Below are 15,618 nucleotides of genomic sequence, written 5' to 3'. Positions count from 1 at the left end.
ATCTTGCACTAAACTCTCGATCGCGCGATCGTATAACCGCGCCGTGTAACCTTTCTGCACTTATCCAGCAAGCCCTATGTTAGGATTGAAAACTTAATAATATCAAATCCGGTAGCATCGGAATGATTCAGATATACATTCTCTCCCTCTGTGTACTCTGTGTTCTAGCGCCGGTTAAATCATTCCGATCCAACCGGAAACGATATAACTTCAACACCTCCTACATTCCTCTCTCCTGTAAGTTGCCTTCCTCAAAGGAGGCAGAGCCTCAATACCTGCATTACCAGGCAGAGCCTGGTAACGAGCAAAACGAGCAAATAGTAAATTAACAGCTAACAGTTAACAGCTAACAGTTAACATCATTCCGAATCTACGCAGATTGAGTTATATGATGGCGGCTGGTCAACTTATCCAATTGATTCACCAACAAACTTAGGAACAATCCCACATCGGTGACAACTCCCGTAGATTCGATCGACCCGCGATCGCTCAATTTCGTCACCACAGCCGGATTAATGTCCACACAGACCATCTTCACACCCGCCGGTGTCATATTTCCCACACCGATCGAGTGCAGCATAGACGACAGCATTAACACCATATCCGCGCCCCGTAACAGCTCAGTATACTCTTCTTGAGCCTTAACCATATCCATTTGCGTGTCGGGAAGCGGCCCGTCATCGCGGATCGAACCTGCTAGCGAAAACGGTATATTGTGCTTCACGCATTCGTACATCACACCGCTGGTAATTACGCCTGCTTCAACGACTTTAGCAATACTTCCATAACGCCGCGTGGTGTTAATCATTTTCAAGTGGTGGCGGTGTCCGCCGCGCACAGCAACGCCGCGTTTCATGTCAACTCCCAAGGAAGTTCCCATGCTCGATTGTTCCATGTCGTGAACTGCGATCGCATTTCCACCCAACAATGCTTGCACGTAACCTTCACGAATCAAATGCGCTAAATGTTCGCCGCCACCAGTGTGGATCACAACAGGCCCCGCCGTAACTACCACTTTGCCACCGCGATCGCGAATTTGGCGCAATTCCCACGCAACTTGTTCCACTACCAATTCTACCCGGCGCTCGCTAGAAACGCTGCCGGACATAAAGCTAAATTCTTGAGCATTGCGCTGTTCCCGCGATTCTGTTTTGCGGATAGTGCGGATGCCGACCACATCAACAACGACTTTTTCACCTACTTTTAAATCGCGCAATAATTTGCACGTAGCCACCGGGCCTTCTGCGGTTTCAGTAATCGCAACTGCACCATCCATCCGCTGATTTCGTGCTTTCACCCACTGACCGTTTATCCGCACTTCCGTGGGATAAATTGTAGTAACATAAAAGTCATCCGGGCCGACACCATCTTGGACAACATCTTCTAAAATAGCGTCGCAAATCTCTTGCGGTGGCGGCACTGCACCCAAGTCAATCAGCAATCCCATGATTTCTTCCATCACTTCGTGGGAAGGTGCCGAAACTTTCACATCTGCGGATGATGTGCTTTGGCGCTGTTCTCCTAAATTGAAATTGAGCACTTGGAAACTGCCGCCGTTTTCGACAATTAAGTCTAAAGCACGGCTGATTAAACCGGCATCGAGCAGGTGGCCTTCCATGCGAATTGCACGGCTTTCTACCATCACGTTTGCCGATCGATCTTCTTGCACCGGTTCCGTTACCCTGAGCGTCAAACACTTACAAGCACCGCCCGCTTTCAGAAATTCGCTCATCGGCGTTTCAATGACTTTGAAGCCTGCTTGAGCGATCCGCGTTTTCAAGCCTTCGCTGACCTTGTTCATTACCACAACTTTGTCAATATTGACAGCATTGCAGGCAAAATTTGCGGCATCTGCTTCTTCAATGGCGATGCGTTTTTCCGGCGCAACTCGCATTTCAATTAGGCGGTTTGAGTAGGAGTCAAATGCTGCTGGATAGTAGAGCAAATAGCCACCTGTGAGCGGACAAAAACAGGTATCTAAGTGATAAAAACGTTCGTCTACTAAACGCAGCGACAGCACTTCTATGTTCAGCCAGTTTGCTAGTAATGGGTGCGAGTCGAGTTCGGAACGGAAGCCGTATCCAGCCCACAGCCAGCGTCCTTCGCGATCGAGCAAAGCGTCACCAGCACCTTCAAAGGGCAAATCTTTGGGGAGTTCGTGCACGGTAAAACCTTTGCTTTCAAACCATGCTTTGAAATAAGGTTCTTCGCCTTGACGTTCTTTGTGATAGAAACGGCTGAGGACGAAAGTATTGCCCAAAAGCAAACCTGCGTTGGCGGTGAACACCATATCCGGCCAGCCTTTTTCCGGCGGTACGAGGTCTACAAGGGCGTTGTCTTTGAGGACGTGGTAGAGTTTTTCCCACTGTTCCACAGCGCGATCGCGCGATGATTTGTGGACGTTTCCCTCCATCCAAGGGTTAATTACGTAATCGACATCGTAGTGGTCGGGAGCGCACATCAGGAAGCGAATTGAGTCAGTCATAATTCAGTTAAAAGGTAGTAGATGCTACAGACGCGAGTTGAAATAGTATGTATGAAATCAACTGTAAAATTCATTCCCAAGAGAAAGAGTGCAACGTCTAGCAGCGAAAAAAGTAACTTTTAATTTTATCACAATTAAGATAAGATTCAACTAGACCATAGATGGTTTCCATTAAATATCGAATCAAATGTCAGGGTTTGATATTATTTGCAGTCAATTAGCCTTAATAAAAGGTTTTACTTTTCACTTTTTGCGAAATCGGCAGTTCGATCGCAAATTCTGTTCCCCGCCCAACCTCTGAATGACACTGCAACTTACCGCCGTGGGTGTCTTTGACAATTTGGTAACTAATCGACAACCCCAAACCAGTACCGCTGCCGATCGGCTTTGTAGTAAAAAACGGGTCAAACATCCTTGACTGCACCTCTGGAGGGATACCGGGCCCGCTGTCAGCAATCCTTACGCACACTTGATTTTCGCTGCAAATTTCCGTAACAATGCAAATTTGGGTAACAGCCTCAGTACAGTTGGTCGATGACTCTTCCACAGCATCGATCGCATTCAACAGCAAATTCATAAATACCTGGTTTAATTGCGCCGGATAACACTCGATTTTTGGTAGTTTGCCGTAATTTTTAACAACTTCAATTTCCCGACCTTTTGAATGTGACTGCAATCGGTGCTGTAAAATCACCAACGTGCTCTCTATTCCTTCATGAATATCTGTTAATTTGATATCTTTTTCATCGAGTCTCGAAAAATTTCTTAAAGAAACCACAATCTGCTTAATTCGGTTAGCACCTCCCTGCATTGAAGCCATGATTCTCGGAAAATCTTCAGCTATAAAATCTACATCTACTTCTACCAATTCTGCCGCAATTTCTGGAACTGGTTCAGGATAGTGCTGCTGGTATATTTCGATCAACTTTACCAACTCGCAGGCGTACTGTCGGGCAGGAATAATATTGCCGTAAATGAAGCTGATCGGGTTGTTAATTTCGTGGGCTACTCCTGCTACCATTTGCCCGATACTTGACATTTTTTCCGCTTGAATGAGATGAGATTGAGCATTTTTTAAGTGTTCCAGAGTTTGTGCTAACTCTTGAGCTTTTTCTCGTTCTCGCTGTTCGCTAAATTGCAAATCTACTTCTGCTTGTTTGCGATCGCTAATATCGATATGGGTGCCAGTCATCCGCAAAGGATTTCCCCCATCATCCCGTTCCATCACCGTTCCTTGAGCCAAAATCCACTTCCAATCGCCGGATTTTGTCAACATCCGCAATTCCACTTCGTACATCGAACTTTTGCATTGAAAGTGAGTTTCTAGTGCTGCTTGAGCCTGGGACAAATCCTCTGGATGTAACAGTTGCTCCCAAGATGTAAACTTATTTTCTATCTCGTCTGCTTCATATCCCAACATCGTCTTCCAGCGCGAATTAAAATAGACTTCTCCCGTCACAAGATTCCAATCCCACAACCCCATCGCACTGCCTTCAAATGCCAGATAAAAACGTTCTTCGCTAAGTTGCAAGGCTGCTTCTGCTTGTTTGCGATCGGTGATATCCATGACTGTTCCCAACAGTTTGATTACTTCTCCGGTTTCGGTAAAAACAGATGTGCCCCTTGCTTCCACGTAGGTGATTTGACCGCTAAAATGCAAAATCCGCAATTCTTTTTTGTAGGATCTTCCTTGCGAAATAGCGAGGCTAACAGTTTCTTTGAAGGAGTCTCTATCGTCGGGATGATACATCCGTAAAAGTTGGACGTATGTCGGTTCAGATGCGGTTGAGTCAAGACCAAAAATGCGGAATACTTCTTCTGACCAAGTAATCTTATTTGCTATAATATCAAATTCCCAACTGCCGATACGGGCAATTTTCTGGGCTGCTGCTAGACTAGCTTCGCTTTGTTGCAGTTTCAGTCGCTGCTGTTCGTCTTGTTCGAGAAGATTGGCTTGGGCGATCGCAATTCCCATTTGTGCCGCCACAGTTTTCAATAATCCGATATCATCTTGCGTCCATTGGCGGCAATGGTACTGGTGCAAGCACATCATTCCGTTAGGTTTACCCTGGTAGGAAGTCCGTACCGCTATCATCGACTTCAAACCTATTTCCTCGCACAAACCTCTGACATTTTCTAGTAGCGGTTCAGCAAAAACATCATCACAAACTACAACTTTATCTTGGGACAATACAAGCTGAACGTGATCGTTTTCCTCCAGAGGTATTTCTAAACTTACCAGCGATTTTGATTCACATCTTGTGTATTGAGCCACACAAAAAAGGCGGGCAATTGGATCTTCTGTGTAGGTGTGAATCAAGCAACTATCGGCATTAAAAACTCGACATATTTGGGCTGCTGCTGTTTGAAACACTCGATCCTGCTTTAAGCTATAGCGAATTTCTAAAGTAATTGTTTCTAGCAGAAATCTTTGCTTGATTTGCCTTTCCAAAGCAGCTAAAGCTGTTTTTAGTTCGAGTTCTGCTTCTTTGCGATCGCTAATTTCAGTAGCACTTCCCAGAATTTTCCAAGGTTGGCCATCCGTTGTTCTGGTAAACACGGTATCCAGGCTAAAAAACCAGCGATATTCACCGTTTTTGTGCTGAATTCGGTACTCAATCTCAAAGCTTTCACCGTCTTTTGCTGCCTCAATCCGGCTCATGTGTTCTGAGAAAGCTCGCAAATCATCAGGGTGGATTAAGTTAAGCAGAAATGCTGCTCCCATTTGTTGTATTTCTGTGAGGGAATAGCCAAGATCTCTATACAGTTCGCGATTAAGATATAAAATCCGGTGTTCAATCACATCATAAATGTACAAAACATTAGGATTCATTTTAATTACTGCTGACAGCCAGTGCTGACTTTCTCGCAGTTCTGCTTCCACCCGCTTGCGTTCTTCTATTTCTGCTTGCAGGCGCGCATTTTGTTCTACAATTTGCTTGGAAAGACGACTGAGCAGCAGTTGATTTTGAATGCGGCTAACCACTTCTTCTGTTTGAAACGGTTTAGTAATGTAGTCTGCAGCACCAAGCGAAAAAGCTTTGACTTTATCAAAAACTTCATTTAAGGCACTGATAAAAATCACAGGAATATTTTTGGTTTTAGCGCAAGCTTTTAGCTGTTCGCAAACTTGATAGCCATCCATACCGGGCATCATGATGTCGAGTAAAATCAAATCCGGTGGAGTCGAGCGAGCAAACTGGAGAGCGAATTTACTATCCCGTATCGGCCGCACTTTGTATCCCTGCTTAGACAAAAATTGAGATAAAAGACGCAAGCTTTCTGGGTGGTCATCAACGATTAAAATGTTTTGTTTTAAGCTATCGGTTTCTGATGCCAATGTTGGTGTTTGTGCGTATTGATTATCAAGCTTTTTCACAACCTACCCTCAATTTATTATTTGAAAATTAATTTTAAAATTCAGCAAACTGTCTAATATTTTGGTAATAAAATTATTAGCTTGCTGCAAGAGTCTTTCGTAAATGTTGCTTTAGGATGCGGATTTGAGCAATCCAAATTTTAATCAGCTCCGCATCTTGTTTTTCGATCGCTGGCGGTCATTCGATGTTAGATTTGAGATTTTAGACTTCGGCTAACGCTCAGTCGAAGGATTTTAGATTGACAAGGACAGATGAATCTGGGAGGTTGAACGTTAGTCTAAAATTTTTGGCTGCTCCCGACAGCCCTGGGGAAGCTTGCATCCGTTTTTGGCCAGGTCAATGAGCGACTGTATCCTCTGCTTTTATCAGCTATACGAGCATAAATCAGACTCTCAGCCTTGTTTGCGTTTGAGGCGGTGGAACTGTTAGATCGATCGCCCAAATAGCTTAGCCCTGATATTTGCAATAATTCTATCAAAAATATTGAAAATTTTAAACCTTTTGCGGACAAAGTTATCAGAACCGATCGATTTTCACAGCCGATAATCCTCAAATCACTGGTAAATTCGGCCACTTTGATTAAAAGTAAAATCTTGACAGTGTTTCAAGAAGTGTTTAGCCTGTATTTATCGGGTTGTTCGGACTTCTGTTCGGGTGTAGCGATGGCGAGATTAGTATAAAAAATACTTACTGCATTCATTGAGATGCTCTATTTGTATTCTTTCGGTAGATTTACTTACTCTACACAGCAACTACACCAGCCCTGACAAGCTCTGACAATATCTACCAATATTAATATTTTACCCGTAGGAATTCATATCGCGTGCGATTAGCATCACAAAAACCGTTGGTAGTGCGGGCTCGCATTCCGCACTACCAACCAATCTTATTGTTGTCAATCGACCGGACATGATATCACTTCACTAACCATCTTTAATTCATATCTCAAATATTAATAAACTGCCCCCATCTACCACCATAATTAAGGAACAGGTGGAACCGTATTTGCGATGGGGGCGGGTTTTTGAGTTCTGCTATTATACGCTCTAAATTTCGGTGAAATGAACCCCTGATTTTTTGTTTAGGCGATCGGGATAATTGATGATATGGCGGTTCTCAAAAAAGCGAGATATGCCCTATGCCCTATGCCCTATGCCCTATCCCGGAAGTACCTCATACCAGAGCACAGAAAGGCTATATCTTGCTATGAGCCGGCAATTCACCGTAAGCTGCATACACGGCTTTCACATTATACCAATTGAGAAAAATTCGAGCAATTTCCAAAGCTAACTGCGACTGACCTCGGTCAATCAGCAACTGCAAAAAAGGTTTCATTGTGCGCTCGTTCAGCATCCCGCCCAAAGATAAAACTCCCCACAGTATTTGGTGCAGAACAGTCATTTGAATCATCAGCCGCACGTTCCAACTAGGGTGTTTTTGATAAAACAAAACTCCCATTCTCCCGCGCTGAATTTCTCGGTCAATCATGCCTGGTATTTGCTCTAAATTAAAAGCTGGATGCCAGTGATAGCCGACAGCAGCCGGACATTTAATCAATTTTAAACCTAATTTTTTTAACCTGACACCCAATTCTAAATCTTCCCATCCGTACAATTGAAAGCGATTGTCAAATAGTCCAGCTTCCAGCAGCCAGTGGCGGGCGATCGCCACATTTCCAGTAGCAAAGTAAGCGGCTGAAAAATCTGTTATTTTGTAAGGTTCTGAGGTGGGATTGTCGAAATTGCAAGTATTAATCACACTGCCATAAGTAAAAACCGCATCAGTATCCTTGTATGCTTGTATCAAAGCATCCGCGTGTGCTTGCAAAAAATGCTCCGTGACGACTAAATCGCTGTCAATAAAAATAATCGTATCGCCCTTAGCATCTTCCACGCCCAAATTCCGGGCGGCGGCGGGGCCTTGGTGAGATTGACAAATCGATCGCGCGTGCGGCAACAAATCGGCATTTGCGGCCAACCACTCGATCGTCCCGTCCGTCGAACCATCATCGACTACAATCACCTCATAATCTGTCCCAGGGCGATCGAACTGCTGATTTTCCAGAGCCAGTAGACATTTTGCCAAAATCAATTTACGATTGTACGTCGGAATCACAACACTAAAAAACACGGATCTTCCCCATCGCCACAGTTACCGTATCCCACGGTAGCAGATTTTTTGCAGCAACTTTCCCAGGAAATCGCCAAGTGTAGCAAAAAAAGCATATATAAATCTGTACTATTTCTGACAAGAATTAATCTGAATTAGGTGCATAATGAAAAGTCGGTTAAATTCCAATACGGTTGGGTTAAGCCAGATCGCCCTGGCACCCCCTTAAAAAAGGGGAGTAGGGGGTGGGACAAGAAATCGATCGAAGTCCGCCTTCTTAAGGGGGGGATCTCTGGACAATCAACAGTCTTAACCCAACCGTATTAACTTAAATTCAGGATGTAAATAGCAATGAGTCGCGCTAAAAAAGTTGTGCTAGCATATTCCGGCGGAGTCGATACCTCTGTCTGCATTCCTTACCTGATGAAGGAGTGGGGAGTCGAAGAGGTAATTACTCTGGCGGCGGATTTGGGACAGGGAGACGAATTAGAACCAATCCGCAAAAAGGCTTTAGCATCGGGTGCTTCGGAATCTCTGGTAATTGATGCTACCGAGGAATTTATCAAAGATTATGCGTTTCCAGCGATTCAAGCTAACGCGCTTTACGAAAATCAGTATCCGCTTTCTACGGCGTTAGCCCGCCCGCTGATTGCTAAATTGTTAGTAGAAGCTGCCGAAAAATACGGTGCAGATGCGATCGCCCACGGTTGTACTGGTAAGGGAAACGATCAGGTGCGGTTTGATGTGTCGATCGGCGCGCTGAATCCTAAGATTAAGATTTTAGCACCCGCCAGGGAGTGGAAAATGAGCCGGGAGGAAACGATCGCATACGGCGAAAAATGCGGCATTCCGTCGCCGGTGAAGAAGTCTTCGCCTTACAGTATCGATCGCAACTTATTGGGAATGGCAATTGAAGCCGGAATCCTCGAAGATCCTTGGGCGGAACCGCCGGAAGAGGTGTATTTGATGACAAAGGCGATCGAGCAAACCCCCGACAAACCAGAATACATAGAAATCGGTTTCGACTGCGGAAATCCTGTCAGTTTGAACGGAAAAAAATTATCGCCCGTCGCCTTAATTAGCCAACTCAACGAAACAGTTGGAAATCACGGAGTAGGGCGCATCGACATGATTGAAAACCGCTTAGTCGGGATTAAATCGCGAGAGATTTATGAAACGCCAGCGATTTTAGTGTTAATGCACGCGCACCGAGATTTAGAAAGCTTAACTCTGACAGCAGATGTGACGCGATACAAGCGCGGTATCGAAGAAACCTACAGCCAAATGATTTACAACGGTCTTTGGTACAACCCTTTAAAGACCGCTTTAGACGCATTCATTCAGGACACGCAAAAGCGAGTAACTGGAACAGTGAGGCTCAAACTCTTCAAGGGAAATGCCACAATTGTCGGTCGCAAATCAGAAAATTCGCTGTACAGTTTCGACTTAGCAACCTACGGTGCAGAGGACGAATTCGACCACAAAGCCGCCGAAGGATTTGTCTACGTTTGGGGACTGCCCACACGCATTTGGTCGGAAAAAAATAGAGGCTAGAAATTCTTAGGTAGGGTGCGCCGCGCGCACCTTATTTCAAGATCGCAGCAGCTAAGAGTCGGCGATTGAAACCGCATCTATACAAGCAATTTCCGCCTTCCGGGACTGAAGAATCAATTACTTCTTCGCAAATTTCAGTTAATGCCGTCATAGTACATCCTCGTGCGATGCTACTCGAAATTCTAACCGTGTTATACCAATTTCATAAAGTAGCGCTAGATATTACCCCCCCAACCCCCCCTTATTAAGGGGGGGCTAAGAGTTCATCCATAGCACAATACGGTTTACTTAAGACGATCTCCCTGGCACACCCCTTAAAAAGGGGGGAACAAGAATCCCCTCAAAGTCAACCCCTACTCCCCTTCTTAAGGGGGATGCGAGGGGGATCTCCGGGGCATAAATATGTTAAGTAAACCGTATTGATCTATAGCACATCTTTAGAAAAATGGTATTAGGTATTAAAAACCGGGTTTTTTGCAAGAATTCGGCGCTGTACCCAGAGTTGTCAAAAACCCGGTTTCTGAGAGTCTTACGGGTGATGAGAAATCGGGTTTTTTGTGAAAATTCGGTGTTTTACCCATAGTTGTTAAAAACCCGGTTTCTGAGAGTCTTAGCAATACAAAAAATAAGGACAAAACAACGTTGTTTTGTCCTTATTTTGGCGGTATCGGAGTTGATGACACAACAATGTTGCGTCTTTACTTAGTCTTGTCCAAAGTCCGCGACTCTAACCAAATAGGAATTACAATCCAACCAACTGCTAAAAGCAAAGCAAATACAGCAAATTGAGCGGCCCAAGCTACCAACTTCTCTAAAGACACTACTTGTCCTAGGAAATATGACAAACTTACCATGACAGATGCCCAGCTTGCTGCACCCAGAATATTGAACAGCGAAAATTTCCAAAAAGGCATTTCGGCGATGCCCGCTAGGGGGCTGGCAAAAATCCGCAGCAGTGCGATGAAACGGCCTAAAAATACGGCTTTAGCTGCATTTTTGCTAAACTGTTCTTTTAGGTCAAACAGTTGTTCTTCCCGAAAGCGGAAAAATTGTCCTAGCTTCAGCAGCAGCGGCCAGCCGCCGTATCTGCCGATCGCATATCCGAAATTTCCGCCGAGAGTCGCACCGGCGATCGCGCTTCCGAGCACAAACCAGTAATTGAGTTCTCCGCTGCCGGCTAAAAAACCGCCAGCAATTGTAATTGTCTCGCCTGGAAGAGGAACTCCCAGATTTTCCAGCAAAATTCCCAGAAATACAGCCCAGTAGCCGTAATCTCGCGCAAATTCCTGAATAGTCTCTAACGATAAAAACTCAAAAGACATTTCGATACTGCCTTCGTAAACTTTTGCAAAGCTCAATACTTTTATATATTGGCTCGATTCCGCCAATAGTGCAATCTTTCGTTGTGATGAAGAACACACAAAACTCGCGATCGGCCGCCCAACAAAAAACTAGCCTTTAGGGCATTATAGATTAATCAGGATTGTTGCGGTTGCCGGATGCCGATCGCCAGCCAGTTTTCCTCCTAAATTTATCACAGTCGGGCGATCGTCCAATCCTTAAACCTTAGCTGAAATTCCCTGATGATCTCAACTTTGGCAGCAACCGAACTCACTTATTGATACTTGACAATCCGAGGATAACTGCTATGAAATTTCCCAACTTCAACCAACACATCATCCTCCAACCTCAAAATTGCCTCGACTCCCAAGCTGGGAATGTCCTCCAGCAACAGCTAGCCGAGATTTTGCCCGATCGCCACCAACTCTGGGTAATTGACATGGCCGACGTAGATTTTATCGACAGTTCCGGCTTGTGCGCCCTAGTCGGGGGACTCAACGCCGCCCGCCACCGGGGATGCCGCCTCGTCATCTGCAACGTTTCAGCCACTGTCAGGCTAATATTTGAAATTACTCAACTCGACCAACTCTTTGAAATTTTTGACAGTTTCGAGCAAATTATTTCAACAGAAACTCCCGCTTTAGTTGCTGGATAAAAATTCTATGCTGTCCCGTTAATTGCCCATAATTAGGGCTTGCTGAAAAAGTGTACTTAGTGGAAAAAGGAGGCTACACAGCTTGAAAAATAGTAGGTTTATTGCTAAATTCCCAAATGCAAGCCAGATCCGAACAACCAAGGTGCAAGGGTTTTGAGCCTCTATAATCCTATAACTTGCACTCCTTCGAGCAAAAAAAGCTTGAACCCCTTATCTGGTCAGCTTTCTAGTTTTATTCAGCAAGCCCTAATTAGGTTCGATCGTTCGGAATGCGAGCCCAGTAATCTCAAATCCGGTAGCATCGGAATTATGAGAGGTAGGATTTAGCAGGCAGAAATTCAGGGAAAAACCGGGTTTTCCATCGCCTACCGCGATCGAGAAAAAAACAGTGCGCCCAAAAATAAGGTGCACTTTGCACACACTACAACTGTTAGAGAAACCCGGTTTTTAAGATTTTTCAAAATTCCCCGAAACCGGGTTGAGTGGCGAGATATCTCGCCACCCAAGCTAAATTATTTGATAACCCGGTTTCTTAGACTTTGCCGCAACTCCAATTATTTCGCAGTTACCAACTGGGCCGGCAGACGCTTAAACGCCAGCCTTTCATTCTCGATATCCACAAAAATGGTATCGCCATCAACAAAATCTCCCCGCAAAATACCCTTCGCCATTTGCGTTTCCAACTCGCGTTGAATTCCTCGTTTCAGCGGCCGCGCACCGTACACAGGATCGTAGCCGATTTCTGCCAAGAAGTCGATCGCCGATTCCGACAATTTCAGAGACATTTTGCGATCGGCTAAACGTTTTTCCAAACGCTTGACTTGTAACAGCACAATCTGCCGCAATTCCACCTTACTCAAACCGTGGAAGATAATCATCTCATCAATCCGGTTCAAGAATTCCGGGCGGAAAGTTCCCCGCATCGCCTCCATCACCCGACTCCGCATTTCTTCGTTATCTCCCGCCACATCCAAGATGTATTGAGAGCCGACATTGGATGTCATAATAATCACAGAATTCTTAAAGTCTACCGTGTGACCTTGAGCATCGGTAACGCGACCGTCATCCAGAATTTGCAGCATGATATTGAAGACATCCGGGTGCGCTTTCTCGATTTCATCAAACAGAATTACCGAATAAGGACGGCGGCGCACAGCCTCAGTTAATTGTCCGCCTTCATCGTAGCCAACGTATCCCGGAGGCGCACCAATTAACCGCGAAACTGCGTGTTTCTCCATGTATTCCGACATATCAATGCGGACGATCGCCTCTTCGGTATCAAAGAGATAAGATGCTAATGCTTTCGCCAACTCGGTTTTACCTACACCCGTAGGGCCGAGGAAGATAAAACTCGCAACGGGACGGTTCGGATCGGCTAAACCCGCGCGCGATCGTTGAATAGCATCTGCAACCGCCGTCACCGCTTCATTCTGTCCGATTACCCGTTTGTGCAGTTCATCTTCCAAGTACAAAAGTTTCTGCATTTCCGATTCAACTAACTTGCTAATCGGAATTCCCGTCCACTTAGAAATAATCTCAGCAATGTCAGATTCCGTGACTTCTTCCCTGAGTAAAGTTTTACCAGTGGTTTGAGTTGCTGTCAGTTGAGCTTCGGCTTCTTGCAATTGTTTTTGCAACTCGGTCAACTTGCTATATTTCAACTCAGCAGCGCGGTTTAGGTCATATTTTAATTCAGCTTGTTGAATTTCAATATTCACCTTGTCCATCTGTTCTTTGATTGTTTGAATGCTACCGATGACACCTTTTTCTGATTGCCATTGGGCGTTCAAACCGCTTTGCTGTTCCTTGAGATTGCCTAAGTCTTTTTCCAGTCTTTCCAAGCGTTCGATCGAAGCTGCGTTGCTTTCTTTTTGCAGCGACAGCCTTTCCATTTCTAGCTGCAAAATCCGGCGGTCGATTTCGTCTAATTCTTCCGGCTTGGAAGTAATCTCCATTTTGAGTTTAGCCGCTGCTTCATCCACTAAGTCAATGGCTTTGTCGGGAAGGAAGCGATCGCTAATATATCGAGTAGACAAAGTAGCCGCAGCAACTAGCGCGCTGTCAGAAATTTTCACGCCGTGGTGAACTTCATACCGTTCCTTCAAGCCCCGCAGAATTGAAATAGTATCTTCTACTGTCGGCTGGTCAACATAAACTTGTTGAAAACGGCGTTCTAAGGCTGCATCTTTTTCGAGATATTTGCGGTATTCGTCGAGAGTTGTAGCACCGATACAGCGCAATTCTCCCCTCGCTAACATGGGTTTTAGCAAGTTGCCGGCATCCATCGAGCCTTGAGTCGCGCCGGCCCCGACAACGGTGTGAATTTCATCGATAAATAGGATGACTTTACCGTTGCTGTCCATCACTTCTTTGAGCACCGCTTTCAAGCGTTCTTCAAATTCTCCCCGGAATTTTGCACCGGCAATTAACGCGCCCATATCTAAGCTAATTAATTGTCGGTCTTTGAGAGATTGCGGCACATCTCCGGTGATAATTCGCTGGGCGAGTCCTTCGGCGATCGCAGTTTTGCCAACTCCCGGTTCCCCAATCAGTACGGGGTTATTTTTGGTGCGGCGGCTCAATATTTGAATCGTGCGGCGGATCTCGTCATCTCTTCCGATTACCGGATCGAGTTTGCCTTGACGCGCGGCTTCTGTCAAATCTCGGCCGTATTTTTCCAGCGCTTCGTATTTGCCTTCTGGATTTTGGTCTGTCACTTTGTTGTTCCCCCGGACTTGGGTAATGATATTTTTGAGCTTGGCTTCGTCTAGTTTAAATTCTTGTAGTAGATTTTTGCCGAAGCGATCGTCCTTAACGTACCCTAGGATCAAATGCTCGATCGAAATAAATTCATCGCCGTACTCTTTTCGGTAAGTTTCAGCGCGATCGAGCAAAGTGTCGAGAGAACGACCGAGATAGACGTTGCCGCCAGTTCCCGAGATTTTGGGCCCGCGGCTGATAGTTTCATCAGTGCGATCGCGCAATTTTGATACAGAAACTCCCGCTTTGTTAAATAAACTGCTAGCCAGTCCCGATTCTTGTTCCAGCAACGCTTTCATCAAATGTTCGCTTTCTAGCTGTTGCTGCTGAGCTGCTTTGACGATTTCTGGAGTGCGGGCGATGGCTTCCCAGGCTTTTTCGGTAAATTGGTTTGGATTATTCGGTTGCATAAATTTTAATTCCCTGCATTAAAAAGCGATACTGTAGAGGCAAATACTCGATCGCCCGTACAATTATCATTGTAGGGAGTTACGGAGGGCGATCGGATCGGTGTTCCCCTATATGTAGATAGGTATTTCCGCCCTGTGTTTCAGCTTCCAGTTAAATTATCGGAAATATGCAATCAAGTCGAGCAATGATTAATTAATCAGAATAGAAGTAATATCAGGCTTAAGAAATTAACCACAATAATACAGCATATTCCATGTAGATGTAGAGAGCGAACAACCGGGTTTCATATCAAATTCTCTCTTCATCGGAATAGTAAATTCACTGTTAACTGTTAACTGTTAACAGTTAACATCATGTATGAGTGCAACCGGAATTGATATCACAGAACAGAATAAGTAATGCGAGATCTGTAAAGAAACCTGGTTTCTGGGGTATACTTCATAAACCTGGAATACGCTGTATTGGTAAAAGCTGGCTTCACCAACAATCTTTCATGTTCACCGACAATCAACATAAACGCGCTCTGACTTAGTAATGAAAATTTAATAACTTAAGCGATTGCTCGTTACCAGGCTCTGCCTGGTAATGCAGGTGCGGAGGCTCTGCCTCCTTTAATATGGCAACTTACAGGAGAGAAGACTGTAGGAGGTGTTTAAGTTATTAAGTTTTCGATCCTTAGCGACTAATTGCATCGATAGTCAGAAAATAGTCGAAGTGTTGAGCAAGAATATCAGTGAGGATTCCTGTATGTGCTAGCAGTCTGTTTTCTGCACCTTCTTCTTCAGTCAAATTAGCTCTCAAAATGATTATTTGTCTGATTCCTGATTGACAAAAAAGAGATTATCAGGTAAGGATTCAGGTCAAAAAAACTTCAGTGGCGGCATCTGGTAAAATAAACGAATGAAAAAGCCCGCAGCCACCAG

The 15,618-nt window shown here is 44.9% G+C and carries 7 protein-coding genes; 2 read left to right on the top strand and 5 right to left on the bottom strand.

All coding sequences use genetic code 11. The features are described 5' to 3' along the window. Positions 1–370 precede the first annotated feature (370 nt). From argZ to QUB13_RS29645, 3 genes are all read right to left on the bottom strand, one after another. Complete coding sequence (gene argZ, locus QUB13_RS29655; protein ID WP_333388475.1) at positions 371–2,485, bottom strand: bifunctional arginine dihydrolase/ornithine cyclodeaminase; 2,115 nt, start codon at positions 2,483–2,485, stop codon at positions 371–373. 223 nt (positions 2,486–2,708) lie between these two features. Then, positions 2,709–5,864 (bottom strand): PAS domain-containing protein, encoded by a 3,156-nt coding sequence (locus QUB13_RS29650; protein WP_333388473.1) that lies wholly within the window; start codon positions 5,862–5,864, stop codon positions 2,709–2,711. 1,195 nt (positions 5,865–7,059) lie between these two features. After that, positions 7,060–7,995 carry a glycosyltransferase family 2 protein gene (locus QUB13_RS29645; protein ID WP_333388471.1) on the bottom strand — a complete coding sequence of 312 codons (936 nt, stop codon included), beginning with the start codon at positions 7,993–7,995 and terminating at the stop codon, positions 7,060–7,062. A 330-nt stretch (positions 7,996–8,325) separates the two neighbouring features. Here QUB13_RS29645 and QUB13_RS29640 point away from each other — a divergent pair, with 330 nt between their 5' ends. Beyond that, positions 8,326–9,528, top strand: a complete 1,203-nt coding sequence (locus QUB13_RS29640; protein ID WP_333388469.1) for an argininosuccinate synthase — start codon at positions 8,326–8,328, stop codon at positions 9,526–9,528. Between the two features lie 698 nt (positions 9,529–10,226). On the opposite strand, the gene QUB13_RS29635 is transcribed toward QUB13_RS29640, so the two are convergent. Further along, entirely contained in the window at positions 10,227–10,850 is a 624-nt protein-coding gene (locus QUB13_RS29635) for a DedA family protein (protein WP_333388478.1), read from the bottom strand. A 326-nt stretch (positions 10,851–11,176) separates the two neighbouring features. Here QUB13_RS29635 and QUB13_RS29630 point away from each other — a divergent pair, with 326 nt between their 5' ends. Then, complete coding sequence (locus QUB13_RS29630; RefSeq protein WP_333087388.1) at positions 11,177–11,524, top strand: STAS domain-containing protein; 348 nt, start codon at positions 11,177–11,179, stop codon at positions 11,522–11,524. Between the two features lie 554 nt (positions 11,525–12,078). Here the strand turns inward: QUB13_RS29630 and clpB are convergent. Continuing rightward, entirely contained in the window at positions 12,079–14,694 is a 2,616-nt protein-coding gene (clpB, locus tag QUB13_RS29625) for an ATP-dependent chaperone ClpB (RefSeq protein ID WP_333388467.1), read from the bottom strand. Between the last annotated feature and the right edge of the window lie 924 nt (positions 14,695–15,618).

The sequence above is a fragment of the Microcoleus sp. B4-D4 genome (assembly GCF_036705185.1).
GTDB lineage: Bacteria > Cyanobacteriota > Cyanobacteriia > Cyanobacteriales > Microcoleaceae > Microcoleus.
The sequence above is the reverse complement of the archived record's forward strand: the minus strand, read 5'-3'. Positions and strand labels throughout refer to the sequence as shown.